Origin of the sequence: Lederbergia citri (assembly GCF_018343625.1) — a bacterium.
In the GTDB taxonomy this organism is placed as follows: domain Bacteria; phylum Bacillota; class Bacilli; order Bacillales; family Bacillaceae_C; genus Lederbergia; species Lederbergia citri.
Window position 1 is genome coordinate 1,490,843 of sequence record NZ_JAGYPG010000001.1, and the last position, 22,345, is coordinate 1,513,187.

Sequence of the window (22,345 nt, forward strand, 5' to 3'; positions counted from 1 at the left end):
TAAATGCTGAGTAATGATACTTTGTAACGGCGAATGACTTTTACTATTAAATTTATTACACAGGATTATGAATAAAAGCAGAAGTGCCTGATTAGCGACGTATAAACTTTTTAGCGTTCTGAGTAGATAAAGGAAGGCCTAAAAGGCGAGCCGATGTTGACTTACGCAAACAGACATCCAAAGTTTGCTAGTCTCTGGCTGCTTGCGCTAGACAGAAATTATCTTCATGAAGTTACCCACAACGTTTTAAATTTATAATTTCCTATGAAAACGTGAAAGAAGGTAAGCTCCATAGAAGCTTACCTTCCTGTATTTCTTCATTCTTTCCAGACTTTAAAATATTCATAAATCCAATCTCCAAGTTCTTCCCCAACACCATTATGATGTTCCGCAGATGCCCGATTATCTCTTAATCCTTGAATAATGCTAAGGTTGTCTCCATGCGCTAGAATATAGGTAACGAACGGATAATCAACCAAAGTATGGTTTTTCACGAATTCCCGAACTTTAACATGATTTTTAGTAGCCCATTTAAAAGCCGTTTTATTTATATCTGACCTTTTAGATGACTTTGGAAAATCTCCATTGGAAAAGTTAAATACTGTGCTACTTCCACAATATTTATAAAATTGATCCTGTTTCCAAATCTCACTTTGTAATACATTCACCATAAATCCTTTATTTATTATCAATGCATTAGAAATAGGAAGTGATCGTATATATTCCACGAACCGATAGTGTATCCAATCATCCGCATCCAAAGGCATGAAGTAGCCAGAAAACCCATTTTTTCTTAAAAATGCACCAATTACCATGCGTTTGCGAAGTTTATCCCTAGTTGCCCTTCTGGCATTTAATGGGGGAGGGAATTTTACAGATAACCATGTAATCCTTTTATCATTTAGTTCCTCAATATTTGGCTTTTCATGTCCGGCAATGATAATACGAAAATTTTGGTCTGTGTTGTTTAATAATGATCTTAATGTCAAGCCCAAGTTGTCTTGAACTTTTTGCCAATCATGGGAAACCTTCTTACTCTTAAAAGAAATAGCAAATGCTATTTCTGGCTTTTGCTTATCACTTTCCGAATTTATTCGAGTTTCATGAGCAGTTTCCTGAAAAAATTCTTCAACTTGGTCTAACTGTTCTTTTAAAGAGCTAAGTGAGTTAGACATTTTTACCTCCTTTAGAATCGATTGGCTAAGGAAAAGCTTTTTTAATTAACTTTCCGATGCGACTGATTTTTAAATCTGTTATTATTCTTGCCTTCATTTTTATGCTAACCTACCATTCCTATTCGGAGAGCTTAACTCTAATTGTTTTAACCCTTTCTATAACTTTTTATTGTTTCATAGTCACTTTTGTCCTCAACCTTATTAAACATAGCAATATTCGGCGTCAAGTTTGCTTCAATAATCCATATTTTACCTTCTTGGTCAATTCCCATATCAAGCCCTATAAGGCGGCTTTTCGTATAATATTTTTCTAATTGTCTAGCTGTATTTAAAGAAACCTGATCCAATTCAAATATTAATTTTTGTATAAGCTGAGAGTTTAAAGATGATCTTTCAATAGCTTCTTCTACAGGTACAAGCTCTTTTGCCGCACTTGTTATGATAAAACCGTCCCTTGCAATTTTTGCAAGTTTACCAGTAACAATCCATTCTGAAGAATTTCTTTTACGTTGCACAATTACCCGAATATCAATAGGACTATCATCAATTTTAGCCAATGAAATCCATCTCTGTATGATATACTGCCTTTTAGGAGAGCAATGATTCTCCCTTAAATATTTAAACAATGGCTTTTTTCCGTAAATAGTAGTTTTGTTTAGTCCAGCTTGAATCTCAAATTTTTCCTCATCGGATGAGGTTACTTGAATAACTCCCTTTCCTTTGTGACCAAAGCTTGGTTTAATCATAATTTCACTATGCAGATCCATCATTTTCCAGAGTGATCCTTCTGAAAATAATTTAGTTTCAGGAAGATAAGGTGCAAGATTTTCGTTTTCTAAAATCAACTTATATTTAGTCCACTTCCCAACGGAAACGCTCATATGTGTATCTCCCTTATTAGTTGTTTTTCCATTGATAATCGGCCTTCCAATCGAATAGTACTCAATTGGAAACTTCTTCATTTCATTTAACGAATAGCAATTCCTACCATCAAAAATAATAGGACGATTCATTAGCTCTACATATTTTTTTAATGGAAAATCAATAATTTCTCTCCATTCAGTAACAATGAATACTGCATCTGTTCCATGAATGGCTTTCTCGATATTGCTCATAAATTGAACCTCAGGCCGCAATACTCTCTCTGCTTTTTTAACTGCGATTGGATCATAAGCAGTTACCCCCGCTCCTTCCGCTATCAATCTATTTATAATGAAGATCGATGCTGCCTCACGGATATCATCTGTGTTTGGTTTAAATGCTAAACCCAATACGGCTATCTTTTTACCTTTTAAAAAACCAAATCGTTTCTTCGCTTTATCAACAAGAAGAGTTTGCTGCTTGTTATTCACGTCAATGACTGTTTTTAATAAGTGGAATGAATAATCCTTATGCCCCGCTATTTGATAAAGGGCATTCGTGTCTTTTGGGAAGCAAGATCCCCCGTAACCAATTCCTGCTTTCAGAAACTTAGTACCAATGCGTGAATCTTGCCCCATACCAATTGCGACATCTTCAACGTTCGCACCTACATGTTCACATATAGTTGCAATTTCATTAATAAAACTTATTTTTGTTGCTAAAAATGCATTTGATGCATATTTAATCATTTCGGCACTGCGAATGTCGGTTTTATAAACTGGTATTTGAAAAGGTTTGTTGATTTCTTCAATGATGGTAGCGGCGTGTTCACACTCTGCCCCGATAACTATTCGGTCCCCATTGAAAGTATCATGTATAGCTGAACCTTCTCTCAGAAATTCAGGATTTGAAACAATATCTATTTTTATATCGGATACTAAATATTCATGGATTATTTCCTTAATTCTTTCATTTGTACCAACTGGAACCGTGCTCTTTGTCACTACAATGACATCACGTTTTGCATGAAGAGCGATCTGTACTGCAACTTGTTCAATATGAGTTAGATCTGCAGATCCATCTGTCTTTTGTGGAGTTCCAACTGCTATATAGATGACTTCCGAATCCTTAAAGCCTTCCGCGTGATCAGATGTAAAGCTTAAACGTCCCCTTTCAATATTAGTTATCATTAATTCTTCTAAATTTGGCTCGAAGATAGATAACTTTCCAGCTTTTAATTTCTTTACTTTTTCTTGGTCTATGTCTATACAAATCACATTGTGCCCGATTTCTGAGAGACATACACCGGTAACTAAACCCACATATCCCGTGCCTACTATGGCAACATTCCTCATGTTGATCGATCCCCTCACAAACTTGGATGAAAGTTAGCTCCCTTCATTCATATGATTTACTTATTAACCGAATATCGATGGTGCCTCCAAATATAATGGCACTCATTTTCCACTATCAGCTTTATTCCCCCTAATATTTTCTAAAAATTGTCGATAGCTTCTTTTCATTCTTTTTAACCGTAACCCCCAATCCAACCCGCAATGGTGCATAATAAGTGGATTTTTAGCGACATCTTTTCGATTTGGTCGGCTATTCCATTTAAGAGGCAACTCTCCGATAAGCGATGAATATTTCGTAGGACCATCATAGGAGAGAATACGAACATAATTATTTTTAAAACCGAGTAGTTCTAAAAAAGCTTGTTGATCCCACCATCCACGACGATGTTTTCTCTTAAATTTCCAAACTTCCTCTAATATTTCTAGTGTTCTCGGGTCCCTTTTCGCAACGATAACACCAGAGTTTGGAAAAAGCGGCACCCTTCCAAAATAACTTGTCATATAGACTACATGATCGGTATTTAGTTCATTACGAATATCTACTCTTGGATCTACAAAGATGGTATCAGAATCCATCCACATTACAATTTCATAGAATTTTAATAAGTTATATAATAATATTATTTTATGTTTTTTAGCCGTTTCGTTTGGAAGCAGCTTTTCTTTAAAAAATAAAGTATCAATCTTATGAAGCTTTCCGTAATATTCGACGGTTGGTTTCATAATATCAAGTGAATCCTCATGATTCTTACCTGTTGCTAAACAACATATCACCATATTACTGTTAGGTGTAAGAGAAAATTCATACGAGGGAATCATTCCATCTCTCCTTTAAGTTGAACGAATTTATTTCGTATTCACTAAGTTCATTAAGTATTTTCCATAATCACTTTTTAATAAGGGCTTAGCTAATAATTCTAATTGCTCTCTTGAGATATGCCCTTTTTTGTACGCAATTTCTTCTATGCATCCTAATTTCAAGTTATGATGTTTTTCGATTTCTTTTACATAATGTGCCGACTCAAATAGGGAACAATGTGTACCCATATCAAACCAAGAATGTCCTTCCTCTATAAGCACAACATGTAATTCGTCCATATTTAGATAGGCCTTGTTTACATCAGTTATTTCTAATTCCCCTCGTTCAGAGGGCGTAAGTTTTTTTGCGATTTCAACAACACGATGATCATAAAAATATAACCCTGGAACTGCATAGTTTGATTTCGGATTTATTGGTTTTTCTTCGATGGAAATTACTTTTCCAGCATCATTAAACTCTACTACTCCAAAACGCTCAGGATCACGAACAAAATAACCAAAAATAGTTGCACCTGTTTTCCTTTTCAAAGCATTACTTATTAATGAAGGCAGATCATACCCACAAAAAATATTGTCACCTAGTATTAAGGCAACATTATCGTTACCTATAAACTTTTCTCCTATAATAAAAGCTTGGGCAATACCTTTGGGTGATGGTTCTGCTTCATAGCTTAAAGTAAGCCCTAATTGTGAACCATCTCCTAATAACTCTATAAATTTAGGCTTATCATTTGGTGTGGTAATGATTAAAATTTCATTTATATCCGCTTGCATTAATACAGAAAGCGGGTAATAAATCATCGGTTTATCATAAACAGGCAGCAATGTCTTGGAAATTACCCTAGTTAAAGGACTAAGTCTTGTCCCAGTTCCTCCAGCAACAATAATCCCTTTCAAATTGCCCCTCCTTTCTTCCTTTCACCCTCTTTTGTTCTGCGGTATTTTCCCAATAACATAGCAAAAAATCATATTCAATCGATCCGACATCTGTTGTCCTACATAGTATTCAATTACAAATTTTATGGATAGGTTTCTATCATTCTTCCTTAAATTTAGGGTAGAATACAGATTTACAAAATGAATCACGTCACACCCAAGACCTCATAATATAAAAATATGAGGATTAGGAGGAATCGAGATGGTTTCTTTAATTGCGTGTACCATTAGGGACAATATGATGAACAACATATTTGAGAATTTTGAAAGACAAAAATGGGAAAAAAAAGAGCTAATCATAATTTTAAATAAAGATGATATGGAAATTGAGAAGTGGCAGAAACGCTCAAAGTGTTATGAAAATGTTTCTATCTACCAGCTTTCTGAAGAAAAGACTTTAGGGGATTGCTTAAACTTTGGAATCGAAATGGCTCAATATGATATTGTCGCAAAATTTGATGATGATGACTACTATTCTCCGTATTATTTAACTGAAGCTATGGAAATATTTACAACAACAAATGCTCAATTAGTAGGTAAAGGAATATCCTTTATGTATTTTGAAAAAGATAACCTATTAACATTGCGTATTTTAGGAAGTGAAAATAAAGCAGGCAAGAGTGGGCTTAAAGGTGGAACACTCATTTTCAGGAAGGAAATCTATCCAAAAATAAAATTTCCTTCAATAAAAGGCTCTGGTGAAGATAGCAAATTCGTTGTTATGTGCAAAAGAAATAACGTCAAAATCCATACAACGAGCAGATATAACTATGTGTATATAAGAAGGGCAAATAATAATTTTCACACTTATAAGCGCTCTAACAAAACATTAAAACAAAAAAGCCAAATAATAGGAAAAATAAGTGATTATATTCCTGTTATTACGAAAGCTTTTGGAAGTAATAACGATTCATAAACTTTAAAAACGATGTGTGTACCATAAAGGCTCTAACTGTATGAAAAGTTAGAGCCTTTATGGTATTTTTAATAATCATTTAGTCTGAGTTATTGAACCTTCACTTTTCTATAACTTCTTATCCGTTCATAATCACCATTAGCCAGCTTTTTAAACATAGAAATATTCGGTGCCAGATTCACTTCGATAATCCATATTTTACCTGCTTGATCAACCCCAATATCAATGCCAAACGTTAGCCTTTTTGGATAATCATTTGTAAGTTTTTTAACCGCTTTTAAGGATAGCTGATCTAATTTCACTAATAGTCCCTCAATTTGGTCATTGCTTAGTGTTGATTTCTCTAACGCTTCTTCCACAGTCAAAACAGCTTTAACGGCATTTGTAATAACAAAGCCATTTGCAGCAACTTTCACAAGTTTACCCGTGACGTTCCATTCGGGAGAATCTTTTTTTCGTTGCACCATTACACGAATATCAAATGGAGATTCCCCGATAGTTGCCAAAGGGATTCTTTGCTGTACGACATAGCGCTTTTTTTTTGAAATGTGGTTCTCCTTCAAGAAATGATAAGTTTCCCTCTTTCCATTTAAGATAGTTTTTTGATATCCGCTATGAATCTCAATTTTCTCATCTGGCAAAGAAGATAGTTGGATAACCCCTCTCCCTTGATACCCAATACAAGGCTTAATCATGATTTGGCCGTATTGATCTAACATTTTCCATAACGACTCTTCAGTTAATAACTTTGTATCAGGCAAGTGCCTAGAAAGTTCCTCTTCTCGTGTCATCAGTTTATGTTTTGTCCATTTCCCAACAGAAACGCTCATTTCATTTCCCCTTTTTGTATATTAAGAAGCTTTAAAAACATATACCTCTATCGTTGTTACTATCCTATTTAAACGAGGGGGCATTTTCTTGTACCTTTCCCCTATTGCTTGATTTAAGATAATATATGTAATTGACTATTTTAGCAAATAACAGGAATACACCTAGTCCGACTTTTCGTCATTTTAATATACATATTATGAATGAAACGAAAGGAGGGGAAATAATGGGGATTTTTCAACCTGGCTTACTAATTGGTTTTGATTGTAATGAGGTTCTACCAAATTCTCTAACTGGCCATCAGACTGTAACACTTGCGACTGTAACCCTAAATGTTGAATCGAGTAGTAACACAGTTTGGTTAACAGCTTATGCAACTTGGTCTGCTTCAAATACCTCTAACGACGTTAAGTTCAGTTTTGTACGTGATGATGGAAAAGTAATCTGCACTGCAACCGATCATCCTGCTAGCGTAGATACTTTCACTACTGCTTTTACTTGTTGTGATAAGGCGCCTCTTACAGGGATTCATACCTACCAACTTCAAGCGACAGGAGTTGGACCTAATGCGAATACAAAATTTACATTTAGCACAGGAGATTTTGCAGGAGCAGTTATAAACACATAACATCTAACTAATATCGGATCGGTAGCTCTAAAGAAAACCGCAAGACGCCCGCCTATTGGCGACAGGTATATTTTATGAGAAGGAAAAAGTCTACTTTATGACTTTGGCTTTTAAAACCATTGGACCTCGAGCCGATGGCGGCTGGCTATTCATTAAAATCTTAGTTCTATCAATAAGACTGCTAATAAACTTATACTTTGTTTATAAAAAAAATGGCTCTAACTTTCCTTAAGTTAGAGCTTTCTTTTTGACTTAAATTAAAATGTTGCAAATCTCCTTCTAAGCCGATTAGCAATTAAGAAAGGGAACTCATTGCAACATGCTTTGCATATAATATTGGATTTGACTTAACATGATAATACATTTTTCGATCCTTTATCATCAGCGGAAAGTCATGATCATGTCTTTTGTTGATCTCGATTATCCAAATTTTCTCCTGTTCATCAATCCCAATGTCTATACCAAAATCTGCATAGGCACCTACATCCTTTTCAATATGGAAAGCGAGTTTACAGCATACACGTATGATTTCTTGATATTTTTGAAAGGCCTTTAATTCATCATAACCAAATTGCATTTTCAGTGCTTCTACCGCCTCTTTTGCAAAACCGCTTGCTTTAAAGTTTGAGGAAATGGCATGTGTTTTTCCAAACCTTGCGATCATTCCTGTACACTGCCAGAACCCAGTTTCATTTTTCTGCAAAATAACCCGGTAGTCCACCTTTCTATCTTCAAAGGCATGTAGTCTAATAGGCTGCTGCAACAAATAATATGAGTGATTTGAAAGAAATTTTATCATTTCAGTTTCAGACATACACCGTATTTCGTCGTCATAATTCTTAATCATTTGATAATAATGATCCTTTTTCTCGATATAGTGAATTCCTTTTCCCCTTGAACCACTTTTTGGTTTTAAATAAACCCCATTATACTTTTTTAGGAAAGTATCCAAAGACTCTTTATTTATTTTCTTCGTTGTTTCAGGCAAATAACCCCTTAACTCTTTATTTTGGGAAAGCAAGTTCCAAAACTCCCATTTATCAAAATAACTAGAATTAAAGAAACTTTTACCCATTTTTGAAGAAAGAGCTTGAAAAGTAGTTCTTGAAAGTTCAATCCTTCTGAAAATCGCACCAGGAAAAGGCAATACAACTCTTCTCCAATTATTATGAGTTTCAGGATCAAACACATAACCTGTTATTTTATCATTAGTAAAATCCATTTGGTCTTCACTAAAAACAAAAAGAACGCCGTTAATTTGTTTGTAAGCTAAAGTATAAACTAGATATCGCTCCAAGTTTTCTTTTAATTTTCGTTCATGCTTTCCTAAAAGGATTCCGATTAAAGGACCAATAATAAGTTCTTTGTTTTTAAACAAAATTTCATATTTTACTATCGTATCAACCAACAGCTTTTGTATAATACAATCACTAAGTTGAATTGTATATCGGTCGCTTAATGTTTTGATATTTACAACCGCTTCAGTCTTTCTCTTTCCATATGAAATAAATATCCTTTCGTTATCTACGATTCCAAACGTTTTCGCCGTGTTTTCATCCAAACATATATTAGGCTCATTTGAGTTTCCTAGTATGATATTATAAAGCGTCATTTCAATTCACCCCTAAAGCCTGCCACCCATTTTGAATAGTGTAACGGTGCTGCTTTTGTTTGGTAATAAAGCTGGGAATCATTTGCATCAAGGGCAATGGTCATATCCGGAGACCGATTATTGATTTCAATAATCCAGAGATTTTTATCTTCATCCATACCAATATCAATTCCAATATAGGCCAAATGGATCCCTCTTTTCTCCAATAATCTACAGCACAAAATGGAGATTTGCTCCATTTCTTTATATTTTTTATAGGCCTCTTTGAAATCTCCACCATACATTTCACTTAAAGTTTCCCATGACTTTTCTGCAGATCCTCCACTCGATATGTTGCTGACGATACTTTTTTTTTCGCCATACTTAGCTACCATGCCAGGGACAGCCCAGGACCCATTGCGGTCTTTAATGACAATTGCTCGAAAATCGATAACTCGATCATCATATTTCAGTAATTGGATTCCTTTTTGAAAAATATATTTTTTTAGATTTAATTCTGTTTCCAAATAATATTTTACTGCTTCCCAGTTATCTAACACTGTGAGCATGTTTAATCCGCTTAACCGATACTGTAACGTATATTCTTGACTGCTTTTCGTCAACTGATAAATTCCCGATCCCTTCATGCCTGAAATAGGCTTCAAGAAGATGCATCCACTTTCGTCTAATAGTTTCTTTACTTCTTGGAGATTCACTGCTAAACCGGTCTCCGGCAAGTATTTTCTTAATTCAGCATTTGTAGAGAGCCACTGCCACATTTCCCATTTATTAAAAACATGAGAGTTAAAATATTTATTACCAATTAGATTTTCTAAGATCAATCTTTCAACTTTATTCACTGTCTTCCTACAATAGATAACTGAAGGAAAGGGAAAAGTCCCTTTCATCCATTCTTCTTCAATTGGATTATAAGCAAAACCATTTACGATTTTGTTCTCTTGGTTAATTCCATCAGATGTTACCAAGAGAATAAGGCCGTTTAAATGCTCGTAATCAATTAAATATTTTTTATAGATTCTCATTCTTTGCCTCGTCATTTCATCGAACTTTCCTAAAATGAAGAGACCAATTATAGGACCGATTAATAAAGCTTCTTCCTCGATTGTTACTTCATATTCAAGAAATTCTGGAAGTAAAAAACCGGTAAAAAGATCAGCTGAGATATGAATGACCGATTCTTCTTCCTGATGCTTGAGCAGGGTTACTGCATTTTTTTCTATCACTCCAAACTTTACGTTAATCAACTGAAACTCAGAGACGGATAACTTATCCAAAACTTTAGAATGAAGGGCGATAGAATGGCTAGATGTATAATTGGTTATGATTGTAAACTTCATCTATACCTTCCTCCTTTAACAATTTAAATCCCTGTAAACAAACAGCATAAAAAAGAGGCTGGTATCGTATTTTTAAATACATGTTATAGTCCATCGCTTTAAACCCTTTGAAACTCGGATAAATATTTGCCTCGAGTATCCACGGGAACCCTTCTTCATCCAATGCAATATCTAAACCAAACTCAGCAAAATGACCTTCTTTTTTGTCCATTAATTGACAAAATCTTCGGCAAAGCTCTACTATATTTTTTTGAATCTTTGTATACGAAAAATCTTTACCTGACTCTTGGATCACTTCTTCCAAGGTCATTGCTTTTCCACCACGGGCAATATTGGTCAGATCCTGATTCTCACCAGCTACTCTGCACTCTATACCAGAACATCTCCAGTTTTGTGGATCATATTTTTGCATGACTACCCGAACATCAAATGGCCTGTCTTCTACCTTAATCAGCGGGATAAAAGTTTGATACAAATAGTTTGGGCTGACTACATCTAACCGATTCAATAATTCTTCTAACGATTTAGCCTCATTAAAAAAATGTCGAACTCGAATACTTTTACTAAAATCAGATAATATAAACCTCTCTAGGTTGTTATTTTCATATTCAAGAATATAAATTCCACGGCCACGGGATAAGTGAACAGGCTTAATAATGATTTTTTGTTTTACTTTTACAAAATCTATTAGTTTCAAGATGTCATTTTTATCTTTTAATAAATGAGTGGTAGGCAAATGTTTTTTTATTTCTGGTTCTTCCCTTAATAAATAAAGGTCGGATTTCTTAAAGTGGTGGGAATTGAACAATTTATTATTAGTTATTTCAACTAACCGTTTAATCCGCTCTTGTTTTTGATGGAAATTTCTGCGGAATAATGTAGATGGAATTGGAGCTGAATCATATCTCCAACTTTTTGCGACTGGATCATAGACCATGCCATAAGCAATATTCTCATCCCAGTCTATAGAGCGCGGGGAAAAAGCAATGACTAATCCTCCATATCTTTCATACTCTCCAAAGCGGTCTTCATATTTTCTCATATATTCAAGGTTATAATTCTGATTTTTTTCACCTAATAGGAAGCCAATTGAAGGTCCTAAAACGATTTTCCCATTAGAAATTTTAAATTGATACACTAAATCAGTAGGAATGTGCATTTTTTTTACAGCTGAAGTAGATAAATAGATTTCAACGGGAAAATTAAAAGAGTTATTACGTAAAACAACCGACTCTTCATTTATTTTAAGACGACATGTTTCTTCTTTAACTCCGAATAATATGGTCATTAAATCATTATTCCGGACAGAGGAGATAATCCCCTTTGGCAGCTTAATGATCATCTCATCATGATCAAATGTTTTTAATTTTACCCAGATATTAACCGATTGTTCATCTAAATCCTTTGAATGTTCACTGTCTGTTTCGGGAAGCAATGAATACTCATAGGGGGTTGGTTCTATTTCATTCTCTACCGTTTCACGATTTTTCATAATGAGGTCCTTTGCCAGCTCGATTGGCCATTCTATAATTTTTTTACATAATTCAGGATTCCAATCAGAAAGGTCATTTATTATGCTTCTCACGGTACAAAGTGAATTTAATTGAAATTCTCCAGACTTAGTGATGATAAATTCAAGCCCTATTTCATAAATCCCTGGATAATAATATTGAATGATCCTTAATATTTCTTGTGCAACCTTCCTTAATTCTTCCTCCGATTCTTCCTGAACCTTATTCTCTCCTACTGCGATTTCCATTGCTTTCAAAAACGAATATTTCTGATTATTTACATCCTTGCCGAATAGAACCGGTATTTGCCAATTCCCATCTGATAATTTTTGTCCCAATAAATAAATAGTAGATGAAGAAGTTTCCTTAGTATCATCCTCTACCATATATTTATCGAATACTGAATACGATTTAATTAATTCATATAGATCTTCCTTTTTTATTAAATGATGTTCATTTATGATGTGTAAATCTTGATGCTGGGAAAGCTTCCTTATTTTTTTTATGTTTTCTTTTTTGTTATATTTCTTTGTACTATAGATGATTTCCGGAAGATCCACCTTTCCAACTTTGAATACTGAATCTCCATCGATTTTAATCGATTCTGCCCTAAAGTCATTTATAGAAACATTTTGTATTGTAAAAAATAATATATTAAGCTTGAGTTCTTCACCTTTTTTAGCGTATTGATAAATATATCCATCCCTCTTTCCAGTATTGCGGATTAACCGTCTCCATTCCCGCTTGGAAAGTAAGATCCCGACGGATTCCTTTTGCATTTCCTGAGCCTCCTAGAGTGAATTATTATGTCCCTAATCATAAAATATATATTCATTCCCTTTAGAAAGTGTATAGGCAAAGCCTGTATTACTTCATGATGTAAATATCTATATATTTTTGAAAAAAGATGACAGCTAACTTAGAAAACCAGCTGTCACCTTTTTTCAAATTTTATCCAAAGGGTAATTTAGTTGTTCCATAACATTCCAACATTTTATTCCAATATGATGTAGAGTATTTGGATCAGTCGTTCCCTTTTTAATACCACCACTTATTTTAACATTTAGTACACTATTCAATTCTTCTATAGTGATATCAGCTACATCTAAGAGCATATTTACAGCTTCCGGTTTTTTCTCGATAATGTCTTCATACTTTAGAAAGTACGTTTCAGGATCCTTTTTTGCAAAATCAATATAATATGTTACATGATCTATCCATTTCTGTGTAAACTCATCTATGGAATTATTATACATTTCCTTTCTTAAATTCTTGGAATGGCTTTTCCATACGTCTCTAGGATCACGAACAAGTAATATAATTTTAGTTTTAGGATAGCATTCTCTAAATAATTTCAGTTCAGCTGGACCGTATCTTACTTCTTTAAACCCGATGATATCATGGGTTTTACTATGTTCCTCATATAGATTATCTAAAAAAGCTTTCACTGAATGATGAACGGCATTTTTAATAAATTTATTGGATGGGGACATACAAGCAATCCAATTAGATGGATTTTCATTTTCATTAAAATAATATTTTCTTTGTTTTTCATACTTGCTTGAAAAATTGCTTAGCTTCTTTTGAATTTTACAAAAATCTGTTAAAACTCCATTATGCTCTCCCCAAATTAATGTTTTCTTTCTGACATTAAATATTCGCTGTAACAGCGTAGATCCTGAACGATGATTAGCTGCAGAAATCAAAACATCCATCTATTTCACTCCACTTTCTAAGGTTTGAAAATCTATTGATCCCAAAAAAAATTTTTTCAAACTTTTCTAGAGAAGGTAATATGATCTATAGTAATCTACTAATATATTTCTAGTTTTTTTATTCATTTTTTTGTTAGAATATCTCCTTTTGATATACCCCACGATAATAAAATACTCAATTGGGAGCTTGAATAACATGAGGTACATAATTATCCGTTTTCATTAAATTAGAACACTTTTTTAGAAGTTTTTTTTCAGTTACTTTCCATGTATGGTCATTAACGTCCTTTCTTAAATAGGTATAATTATATGGATTTGTTGAATGGATAATAAAACCATTTTTTTTTGCATTTCTTAAAAAATTCGAGTCTTCTCCCGTATTTTTTGCTGGAAACTGAACGGTTTCAAAGACTCTTTTTTTAAAAATAATGGTCCCCCCACCAATTAGCATGCCAGCTTTTCGGATACACAGAGTTTTATTCATTGGAAAATAAGTAAAAATTTTTGATTTACCTACGATATCAGCCTGTTTATCCTGAAATACTTGCATTGCTTGGGCTAAATAGTACGGAGAATAATAATCATCATCATCAAATTTTGCAATAATATCATATTTTGCTTGATTAACTGCAAAATTCAAACATTGTCCTAAAGTAACTTTCTCAGGAAGTTGAAACACAGAAACATCAGAATACTCATTGGCCTTCTGTTCCCATTCTTTAATTTCCAGGTCATCTCGGTTGAGAATAATGATCAGTTCCTTGTTATCCCAATCTTGGCGTGAATAATTTTTAAATATATTATCCATTAGTAACGGTTTATTCGTACAGGTAACAATAGAAACCAAACTGCAATTCTCCTTTCAACTAATTTTTTTGCCCTTCTTGAATTTATTGTTTTATCAGAAAAGTGTACTTTTTTTTGACGTTTCCAATATATTATCGTGTTGAGCAAGGTGACAGTATAAAAGCTCACATTTTCAGTAGCAAGAATAGCTTGCTATCCCTTTTACGCAAAATATTCAGCTATTTTTACTAGAATATAAGTTTTATACCGCTTATGAATATAATCACTCCTATAATAATTCTAAGTGGTTTTGCAGGTACTTTTGTTGAAAGTTTACTTCCTAGTATAACTCCGGGTATTGATCCTATTAAAAGATTAGCCGCCAACAGATAATCTACATTTCCAAGACCTGCATGTAGTAAACCTGCAACAGTGACTAATGCAAATGCATGAGCAATATCTGTTCCAACGACTTTCGATGCTCTTATTCGATAAATGTACACAAATGCAAGTGCAAATAAAGATCCTGACCCAATCGATGTAAGTCCAACGATAAACCCTAATAAGAAACCAACCACTATGGTTAGCCTTTTTTTTCCTTTTATTGGATCTGACTCCCTAATTTCAGTTTTAAAGTGATTACTAAAAAAGTTTTGAAAAATCATTGCAGCTGCAACGAAAACGAGAACATACCCAATAGAATGCTTGATAATCTGTTCCTGATTTTGAAAATAAAAATCAAAAAACTTTAGTAATACGATAGCAATTATCGCACCAGGAATACTTCCGAAAGACAAATACAAAACCAACCTACCTTTGATAGTCTTCTGTCTCCAATGTTGGATTGTTCCAAACAATTTTGTTACGGAATTATATAAAAGGTCGGTTCCAACAGCTACGACAGGGTTTATCCCTATTAGCATTAATGTTGGAGTTAACAGTGATGCTCCCCCTACTCCAGTCAAACCAACTAAAAATCCAACAACCAATCCCATAACAATAATTCCTATTTCCATTTTCACTTCCCCAATCGAGTTCTTATCAGACTCATCGGATTAAATATGTTTACAGATTGTAAATAACGTTTAAAACATGTCTTGCTATTAGTGATTTATCTTTTTACAGAGTATGTAAAATGAATTTAAGTTGGACTAGTTAATTTGCTGAAAAACGGCCTCCATTCGCAAAAGTACTATCCATAATAATGAATCATTGATCAGATACGTGTTATTTACTAATTCTATAAGATTTATTAATTTAACCCGGAAATAAAAAATAATTTTAATACTTATATACCTGTGCTTATGCTTGTTTTCTATTTTTGCCGTTGCCACTACAACAATCCAATCATAAATTAAATTCGGTATACTACTATTTTTATAGTTGAATATGTGGAAAACATATTTGAAAGGAGGATGGTATCTTGAATAATGATGGGGAATCCGAGAGTAACGTTGTCTGGCATCAATCATCGATAAAAAAAGAAGATCGAGAAAAACAACATAACCATAAAAGTATAATGATTTGGTTTACTGGACTATCAGGTTCCGGAAAGTCAACCGTAGCCAATGCTCTTCAGCATAAATTATTCGAAAAAAACATCAATGCTTATTTATTGGATGGGGATAATCTCCGTTATGGCATTAATAAAGATCTCTCATTCACTGCTAAGGATAGACAAGAAAATATGAGGAGAACAGCAGAAATAGGTAAATTGTTTGTAGATGCTGGAGTTGTCGTACTTGCTGCACTTATATCTCCATTTGAAAAAGAGCGGTTAAATGCACGAAGACTATTTAAACCAGATGAATTTATTGAGGTTTATATAAAGTGTTCACTGCTGGAATGTGAAAACAGGGATCCAAAAGGACTATACAAAAAGGCAAGAAAAGGCGAAATAAAAAATTTCACTGGAATCGATCAGCCTTATGAAGAACCGCAAAATCCAGAAATCGTCATTGATACAAATGAATTATCGATTGATGAATCTGTAGAAATCCTCTCATCTTACCTTTTCGATAAAGTGAAACTTCACATTGTGGGGTCTATTAAGTGATAATAGGGGCTTACGAGAAGTAGCACATAGTCAACGACACCATGACGTAGCTCCCTTAGTCTATATCCCTAAGTTCGATCCTTTACTGACGGTCCTTACACATTTACTCCTTCAGTTCCATAACTGCTTGAGAATGGGTTACTGCCCTATAATCTGCGATAGGTATGCTTGCGCTAAATACAAGGGAGTGATTGATTTTGACATTAAGTGTTCCTCATGGCGGAACGTTAGTTAATCAAATAGATTTAGATTACAATACTTCTGCCCTTTCTAGTGAAATTGAAATAGATTCAATGGCCCTTTCAGACTTAGAATTAATTGCGAATGGAGCATATAGTCCACTTGTTGGCTTTCTAGGAAAAGAAGACTATGAATCTGTAATAGAGAACATTAGATTAGCAAATGGGGTTGTTTGGAGTATCCCGATTACCCTTCCCGTTTCTGAAGAGGATGCACAGAAACTAAGGATAGGTGAAATGGTAAAGCTAGTGTATAATAATGAAACTTACGGTGTATTAGAACTACAAGAACTTTATGTAGCCAATAAAACATTAGAAGCTGAAAAAGTGTATCAAACAACAGATCCCAATCACCCTGGTGTCAAAAAACTATTTGAACGTCCAAGTGTATATGCAGCAGGACCTATATTATTAATAAAAATCCCACCAAAAAATCCTATTTATAATCACTACTACAAAACTCCATCGGAAACAAGAAAGGAATTTGAAAGAAAACATTGGAATAAGGTAGTCGGATTCCAAACAAGAAATCCAGTTCATAGAGCCCATGAGTATATTCAAAAGACAGCATTAGAAATAGTTGATGGCTTGTTCTTAAACCCCTTAGTTGGTGAAACAAAAGCAGATGATATACCAGCAAATATTCGAATGGATAGTTACGAAGCATTATTAAAAAACTATTATCCAAAAGACCGGGTATTTTTAAGCGTATTTATTGCGTCCATGAGATACGCCGGACCAAAAGAAGCTATATTCCATGCCCTTGTCCGAAAAAATTATGGCTGTACACATTTTATCGTTGGAAGAGATCATGCTGGAGTCGGTGATTATTATGGTACTTATGACGCACAAAAAATCTTTACTCAATTCGGCTTGGAAGAGATTGGGATTATGATACTCTCCTTTGAACATAGTTTTTATTGTACAAAGTGTAAAAATATGGCTTCAAGTAAAACGTGCCCACATGACAAAAAAGACCATATACACCTTTCAGGAACAAAGGTTCGAGAAATGCTTCGAACTGGGATTACCCCACCTCCTGAATTTAGTCGTCCCGAAGTGGTTGAAATCTTAATAAAAGGTTTAAAAAATTCATAAGAACAAAAGTGTAATTGGATGGAAATAACTTAGTCAAAAATAATCAACAAATCAGAAATTAATAATAAGCTAACCATGAAAAAAGAACTGTTTTCTTTTTGAATCAGCTCTTTTTTTTGAATTCGAATCCACCCAATCCTACGCTCTTTATTATTAATGAGGTATTTTTTATTGAACAATCCACTAGGAAAAGGGAATCAAAGTTTTCTGTTGCGTCAAAATCCCTTAACAGCCAATAGTATTCCAGAAACGAAACATGGTAGATTCTTTTAATAGTTATGAATATGTATATATTTAAAAGCCACGAAGCATTCTATTGTTAATTTGAAAAACAAATTAAAGCGTCGCGGAATAGCTAAACTCCTTCCTTAGACGCTTTGGATCATTCCCTATTATGATTTCTGTTCTTCCATTTTTATTAAATATTGCTACTTCTTATTTTTGTGAAAGTTTTTAATTTTCCAATACATAGTTTTATCTTTTAATTTATAAAAATGACTCATAGACGGACGTAAATTTGCCTCTATAATCCAAATATGACCATGTGTGTCTAAACCAATATCGAATCCGAAAATACGCTGCTTTTTGTAGTAGCGCCCTAGACTATCGGTTGCAAGTAAGGTTATTCGATCGATTTCGGAAAGCAAGGAATTAAGATTATTATCTGGAATAACTAGGAGGGACTCATGTATCGCTTTTTCAATAGGGAGTGTAGTACCGCCACTTAGTCCATTATTGGTCACAAAGAAACCATCCCCTGCCAATTTTGCCACCTTCCCGGTCACTATCCATAAACCCGAATCTTCGCACTTCTGGACAATAACGCGTATATCGAGTGGGGATTGGTTTATTTTTAGTAGGGAAATGTAACTTTGTATTAAATAATTACGGGACCCCATCTTCTCCTCTAAATAGGCGTAAGTTTGATCTCTTCCTATAAATAGGTCCTTTCTATCTTTATAATGGATTTCGTACTTATCGTCACCCAGTGAAGATAGTTTGTAAATGTTTCTTCCCTTGAACCCACCAGACGGTTTTAAAATCACTTTACTTTCCTTATCGACAATATCCCATAAGGTACTTTCCGAAAATTTACGTGTATCTGGCAGATGACTGTGTAATGCTTCATTTTCCTTCAGAATTGAGTATTTTTTCCATTTATTGTTAACAAAATATGCCATTATCCATCAATTCCTTTTTTAGAATGGATCTTATGATATTTTTCCACTAAAGTTAAAATCCCTCAATATCATCCTTGTTAAGGTCACCAAGGTTGGACCCGATAAATGCCTGAAAACCAGACTTTTTCTGTGCATTAGTATTGCAAGCGACACCTGCCTGCTTGTAAACTCCTGTACGTTTAAGTGCATCTTAATATCCCCAGCCTGCAATAAAAGCACCAACTCTAGCTATAACAATAAAATCTACTTCTTGCTTATCTATCATCGCTATTATTTTTCTGTAAAATTCTTCAATCGATCCGAGGGGCCGTGTTTCTCCGTTGACTTTCTCCACAAATTTTGCGGAAAATCCGTTATAAGCTTCCATCAGAATTCGGTATTGCTGGCATTTATCGAATTTTTCAACTTTTCATTTTCTACAAGATCCCCCCACCTTTCTCTTCTAGCTTTATTACCATATGAAAGAAAATCATAAATTGACAGGGTTAATTTATTAGAAACTACTTGGTATTAAAGGAATGGCTGTTAAGTGGACAATTCCACATAACCAGTGCCGTTATTATATGAAAGAAATTTTAACGAAAAAGAGAGAAAAATTCCTCTCTCTTTCTACGTCTACCTAAGCAAGATAAATCTATTTACATACAAAATAGTAAAGCTCCTTCAGCGGGAACCACTGCCATGAAAATAATCATTTTCAACATTAATGGTAAAGCTTTTCTTGAACAATCAACTAGGATATGGAGGCAATCCCTAATTATAGGACAAAATCCCTTAACAAGCATCTGGGATTTTCATCAACTAGAAATTATCGACTTGCTAGTTACGCAACATGCAAAAACGCGAGCATAATTAGCTCGCGTTTTTATCATTGACCTCTTAATTCAGCTCCTGCTTTATCCTTTAATTCAGTTAGAACTTTATTATGGGCTTTTACCACTTCTTCGTCAGTCAATGTTCTTTCAGGATCAGAATATGTTAGGGAGAAGGCAATCGATTTTTTACCTTCCTCCATATGTTCGCCTTCATAAAGATCGAACACGCGGACAGATTTTAATAACTTTTTACCGGCGTCCTTAATAATAGCTGACAATGTTCCAGCACTAACAGCTTTATCTACCACTAACGCAATATCCCTATTGATGGATGGGAATCGCGGAATCGGTGTGTATACGAGAGGCGGCAATTCATAATTGAAAAGGGGTCCTGCTTTAATCTCGAATACGTACGTATTTTTTAAATCCAATGCTTTTTGTAAATGTGGATGCACTTGACCAACAAAGCCGATGAATTCTCCTGATAGAAGAATTTCTGCTGTTCTTCCAGGATGCATCCCATCAAGTTCCGCTCTTCGCCATTCAATATTCTCTGATACACCAAGTTTATTAAATAAGCCTTCTAAAATTCCTTTAGCTACAAAGAAATCAACTGGCTTTTTTTCACCTTGCCATTCGTTTTCTACCCAAAGGCCCGTTATGGCACCAGCGATATGTTCACGTTCCTCAGGTTGATTGCCTTGCCCATTATTTAAAAAGACAGAACCAATTTCATATAAGGCAATGGAATCATGTTGACGAGCTAAGTTATAAGATACTGATTCTAAAAGCTGAGGGACGATACTCAGTCTTAGTCTACTTCTCTCTTCACTCATAGGCATTGCTAATTTTATAGGATCTCGTGTTTCAATCGCAAATCGTGTCGCCTTATCCTCACTCGTTAAAGAGTACGTAATAGCCTGGTAGAGGCCAGCCCCTTCAAGAAAAGCTCTTACTGCTCTCCTTCTTGATTGAACCTTGTTTAGTCCTCCAGGTAAAGAAGCACTTTTCGGCAATGTTTTAGGGATATCATCATATCCGTAAAGTCGTGCCACTTCTTCTACTAAATCTTCCTCAATCGTAATATCTCCGCGTCGAGTTGGAACAGTAACGATAAACGTTTCATCCTCGACGGCAACCTCGAACTTTAAGCGATTGAAGATTTCCATGACCGTTTCTTTGTTAATATTCGTTCCAAGCACACGATTTATTTTTTCTAACGTAATAGATACGATAGCTGGTTCGATTCGTAAATGATTAGCTTCAATCATTCCTTCCAGAACTTCGCCACCTGCAAGCTCCGCAATCAGTTGTGCTGCCCGTTCAGCTGCTGGACGAACTCTTTCTGGATCAACACCTTTTTCGTAACGGCTGCTCGCCTCACTGCGTAATCCATGATGTTTAGACGTACTTCGAATAGACCCGCCTGTAAAATAAGCAGATTCCAGAAGAATGGTCGTTGTATCATTCCCGACTTCAGAATTTGCACCTCCCATCACACCAGCAAGTGCTACGGGTTCTGTTCCGTTTGTAATAACAAGCTGATCAGCAGTTAAGGTACGCTCTGTATCATCAAGTGTGACTATTTTTTCCCCTTCATTTGCCAAACGAACTACCACTTCTTTAGAGCCAAAACGGTCATAATCGAATGCATGAAGTGGCTGACCGTATTCAAGTAAAATATAGTTCGTCACATCTACGACATTATTATGTGGTCTAATTCCAGCTGACATAAGACGCGTTTGCAGCCAAAGCGGCGAAGGAGTAATTTTTACATTTTTAATTATTTTTGCTGTGTACAGTGGATTTTCTTCTTTTGCATCAACTCTTACAGAAATATAATCTTCTGCTTTTTCATTCGATGCTTTTGCTGTCATTTCCGGCAATTGTACTTCTTTATTTAAAATAGCTGCTGTTTCGTATGCCACACCAATCATACTGAGTGCGTCTGCACGATTTGGCGTTAAATCAAGCTCCAATACTTCATCATCTAGATTTAAAAGCTGTAGAGCGTCTGCACCAACTTCCGTATTTTCCGGAAATACATAAATCCCCTCTGCAAATTCCTTTACAACTAGTTTCCCTTCAATTCCTAGCTCCTGAAGTGAGCAAATCATTCCATTCGACTCTTCGCCACGAAGCTTTGCTTTTTTAATTTTGAAATTTCCAGGCAGGACAGCACCTACCTTTGCAACTGCAACTTTTTGACCTTTTGCTACATTCGGTGCACCGCAAATGATTTGAACAGGTGCATCTTCACCAATGTCAACTAGACATTTATTTAATTTATCTGCTTCAGGATGTTTTTCACATTCAAGTACGTGACCTACTACTACATCCTTTATTCCAGCACTTAATTGTTCTACGCCATCTACTTCTATACCACTTCTAGTAATTTTTTCGGCTAATTCACGTGCTGTTACTCCATCAAGATCAACGTAATCTTTTAGCCATTTATATGAAACAAGCATGTTTTA

18 protein-coding genes and 1 pseudogene are annotated in these 22,345 nt (G+C 34.7%); 4 read left to right on the forward strand and 15 right to left on the reverse strand.

What is annotated here, in order from left to right:
* Window positions 1-317: 317 nt before the first annotated feature.
* The 5 genes and pseudogenes from KHA97_RS07530 to rfbA all read right to left on the reverse strand — a co-directional run bounded on the left by KHA97_RS07530 (window position 318) and on the right by rfbA (window position 5,107).
* Window positions 318-1,175, reverse strand: a complete 858-nt coding sequence (locus KHA97_RS07530) for a hypothetical protein (RefSeq protein ID WP_213124069.1) — start codon at window positions 1,173-1,175, stop codon at window positions 318-320.
* Between the two features lie 146 nt (window positions 1,176-1,321).
* Window positions 1,322-2,056: a YheC/YheD family protein gene (locus KHA97_RS23920; protein ID WP_233713415.1), complete on the reverse strand. Its 735-nt coding sequence runs from the start codon at window positions 2,054-2,056 to the stop codon at window positions 1,322-1,324.
* A gap of 42 nt (window positions 2,057-2,098) precedes the next feature.
* Window positions 2,099-3,391 (reverse strand): annotated as a pseudogene (locus KHA97_RS23925) (UDP-glucose dehydrogenase family protein); the annotation flags it as partial.
* 102 nt (window positions 3,392-3,493) lie between these two features.
* On the reverse strand, window positions 3,494-4,210 hold the full coding sequence (locus KHA97_RS07540; RefSeq protein WP_213124071.1) for a putative nucleotide-diphospho-sugar transferase: 717 nt from the start codon (window positions 4,208-4,210) through the stop codon (window positions 3,494-3,496).
* A gap of 27 nt (window positions 4,211-4,237) precedes the next feature.
* Entirely contained in the window at window positions 4,238-5,107 is an 870-nt protein-coding gene (gene rfbA / locus KHA97_RS07545) for a glucose-1-phosphate thymidylyltransferase RfbA (RefSeq protein WP_213124072.1), read from the reverse strand.
* A gap of 241 nt (window positions 5,108-5,348) precedes the next feature.
* Here rfbA and KHA97_RS07550 point away from each other — a divergent pair, with 241 nt between their 5' ends.
* A complete protein-coding gene (locus KHA97_RS07550) occupies window positions 5,349-6,062 on the forward strand; it encodes a glycosyltransferase (protein ID WP_213124073.1) in 714 nt (237 codons plus the stop codon).
* A gap of 89 nt (window positions 6,063-6,151) precedes the next feature.
* Here the strand turns inward: KHA97_RS07550 and KHA97_RS07555 are convergent, their stop codons facing one another.
* The gene (locus KHA97_RS07555; RefSeq protein WP_213124074.1) at window positions 6,152-6,892 is read right to left on the reverse strand and encodes a YheC/YheD family protein; all 741 of its coding nucleotides are present in this window, start codon (window positions 6,890-6,892) and stop codon (window positions 6,152-6,154) included.
* A gap of 224 nt (window positions 6,893-7,116) precedes the next feature.
* Between KHA97_RS07555 and KHA97_RS07560 the strand changes: the two genes are divergently transcribed.
* Window positions 7,117-7,518, forward strand: a complete 402-nt coding sequence (locus tag KHA97_RS07560; protein ID WP_213124075.1) for a hypothetical protein — start codon at window positions 7,117-7,119, stop codon at window positions 7,516-7,518.
* A 295-nt stretch (window positions 7,519-7,813) separates the two neighbouring features.
* On the opposite strand, the gene KHA97_RS07565 is transcribed toward KHA97_RS07560, so the two are convergent.
* The 6 genes from KHA97_RS07565 to KHA97_RS07590 form a co-directional block, all read right to left on the reverse strand.
* Window positions 7,814-9,130, reverse strand: a complete 1,317-nt coding sequence (locus KHA97_RS07565; RefSeq protein WP_213124076.1) for a YheC/YheD family endospore coat-associated protein — start codon at window positions 9,128-9,130, stop codon at window positions 7,814-7,816.
* Window positions 9,127-10,467 (reverse strand): YheC/YheD family endospore coat-associated protein, encoded by a 1,341-nt coding sequence (locus KHA97_RS07570; protein ID WP_213124077.1) that lies wholly within the window; start codon window positions 10,465-10,467, stop codon window positions 9,127-9,129. The genes KHA97_RS07565 and KHA97_RS07570 overlap by 4 nt, the downstream gene beginning before the upstream one ends.
* Window positions 10,433-12,757, reverse strand: a complete 2,325-nt coding sequence (locus tag KHA97_RS07575; protein ID WP_213124078.1) for a YheC/YheD family endospore coat-associated protein — start codon at window positions 12,755-12,757, stop codon at window positions 10,433-10,435. Before KHA97_RS07575 ends, KHA97_RS07570 begins: the two co-directional genes overlap by 35 nt.
* 165 nt (window positions 12,758-12,922) lie before the next feature.
* Window positions 12,923-13,693, reverse strand: coding sequence for a sulfotransferase (locus KHA97_RS07580; RefSeq protein WP_213124079.1), 771 nt, complete (start codon window positions 13,691-13,693; stop codon window positions 12,923-12,925).
* A gap of 175 nt (window positions 13,694-13,868) precedes the next feature.
* On the reverse strand, window positions 13,869-14,540 hold the full coding sequence (locus KHA97_RS07585) for a glycosyltransferase (protein WP_213124080.1): 672 nt from the start codon (window positions 14,538-14,540) through the stop codon (window positions 13,869-13,871).
* A gap of 187 nt (window positions 14,541-14,727) precedes the next feature.
* Window positions 14,728-15,495, reverse strand: coding sequence for a sulfite exporter TauE/SafE family protein (locus tag KHA97_RS07590; protein WP_213124081.1), 768 nt, complete (start codon window positions 15,493-15,495; stop codon window positions 14,728-14,730).
* 407 nt (window positions 15,496-15,902) lie between these two features.
* Here KHA97_RS07590 and cysC point away from each other — a divergent pair, with 407 nt between their 5' ends.
* Together cysC and sat are read left to right on the forward strand one after the other, a co-directional pair.
* Entirely contained in the window at window positions 15,903-16,535 is a 633-nt protein-coding gene (gene cysC / locus KHA97_RS07595) for an adenylyl-sulfate kinase (protein ID WP_213124082.1), read from the forward strand.
* 197 nt (window positions 16,536-16,732) lie between these two features.
* A complete protein-coding gene (gene sat / locus KHA97_RS07600) occupies window positions 16,733-17,872 on the forward strand; it encodes a sulfate adenylyltransferase (protein ID WP_213124083.1) in 1,140 nt (379 codons plus the stop codon).
* A 428-nt stretch (window positions 17,873-18,300) separates the two neighbouring features.
* Here sat and KHA97_RS07605 read toward each other — a convergent pair whose 3' ends face one another.
* The 3 genes from KHA97_RS07605 to pheT all read right to left on the reverse strand — a co-directional run bounded on the left by KHA97_RS07605 (window position 18,301) and on the right by pheT (window position 22,339).
* Window positions 18,301-19,053, reverse strand: a complete 753-nt coding sequence (locus KHA97_RS07605; RefSeq protein ID WP_213124084.1) for a YheC/YheD family protein — start codon at window positions 19,051-19,053, stop codon at window positions 18,301-18,303.
* A gap of 190 nt (window positions 19,054-19,243) precedes the next feature.
* On the reverse strand, window positions 19,244-19,420 hold the full coding sequence (locus KHA97_RS07610) for a hypothetical protein (RefSeq protein WP_213124085.1): 177 nt from the start codon (window positions 19,418-19,420) through the stop codon (window positions 19,244-19,246).
* Between the two features lie 501 nt (window positions 19,421-19,921).
* Window positions 19,922-22,339 carry a phenylalanine--tRNA ligase subunit beta gene (gene pheT, locus KHA97_RS07615; RefSeq protein WP_213124086.1) on the reverse strand — a complete coding sequence of 806 codons (2,418 nt, stop codon included), beginning with the start codon at window positions 22,337-22,339 and terminating at the stop codon, window positions 19,922-19,924.
* Between the last annotated feature and the right edge of the window lie 6 nt (window positions 22,340-22,345).

Bases quoted from the DNA above. Each gene is read 5' to 3' on its own strand.
- KHA97_RS07530 (WP_213124069.1), bottom strand. From the start codon at position 1,175: ATGTCTAACTCACTTAGCTCTTTAAAAGAACAGTTAGACCAAGTTGAA.
- KHA97_RS23920 (WP_233713415.1), bottom strand. From the start codon at position 2,056: ATGAGCGTTTCCGTTGGGAAGTGGACTAAATATAAGTTGATTTTAGAA.
- KHA97_RS07540 (WP_213124071.1), bottom strand. From the start codon at position 4,210: ATGATTCCCTCGTATGAATTTTCTCTTACACCTAACAGTAATATGGTG.
- KHA97_RS07550 (WP_213124073.1), top strand. From the start codon at position 5,349: ATGGTTTCTTTAATTGCGTGTACCATTAGGGACAATATGATGAACAAC.
- KHA97_RS07555 (WP_213124074.1), bottom strand. From the start codon at position 6,892: ATGAGCGTTTCTGTTGGGAAATGGACAAAACATAAACTGATGACACGA.
- KHA97_RS07560 (WP_213124075.1), top strand. From the start codon at position 7,117: ATGGGGATTTTTCAACCTGGCTTACTAATTGGTTTTGATTGTAATGAG.
- KHA97_RS07565 (WP_213124076.1), bottom strand. From the start codon at position 9,130: ATGACGCTTTATAATATCATACTAGGAAACTCAAATGAGCCTAATATA.
- KHA97_RS07570 (WP_213124077.1), bottom strand. From the start codon at position 10,467: ATGAAGTTTACAATCATAACCAATTATACATCTAGCCATTCTATCGCC.
- KHA97_RS07575 (WP_213124078.1), bottom strand. From the start codon at position 12,757: ATGCAAAAGGAATCCGTCGGGATCTTACTTTCCAAGCGGGAATGGAGA.
- KHA97_RS07580 (WP_213124079.1), bottom strand. From the start codon at position 13,693: ATGGATGTTTTGATTTCTGCAGCTAATCATCGTTCAGGATCTACGCTG.
- KHA97_RS07590 (WP_213124081.1), bottom strand. From the start codon at position 15,495: ATGGAAATAGGAATTATTGTTATGGGATTGGTTGTTGGATTTTTAGTT.
- KHA97_RS07605 (WP_213124084.1), bottom strand. From the start codon at position 19,053: ATGGCATATTTTGTTAACAATAAATGGAAAAAATACTCAATTCTGAAG.
- KHA97_RS07610 (WP_213124085.1), bottom strand. From the start codon at position 19,420: ATGGAAGCTTATAACGGATTTTCCGCAAAATTTGTGGAGAAAGTCAAC.
- pheT (WP_213124086.1), bottom strand. From the start codon at position 22,339: ATGCTTGTTTCATATAAATGGCTAAAAGATTACGTTGATCTTGATGGA.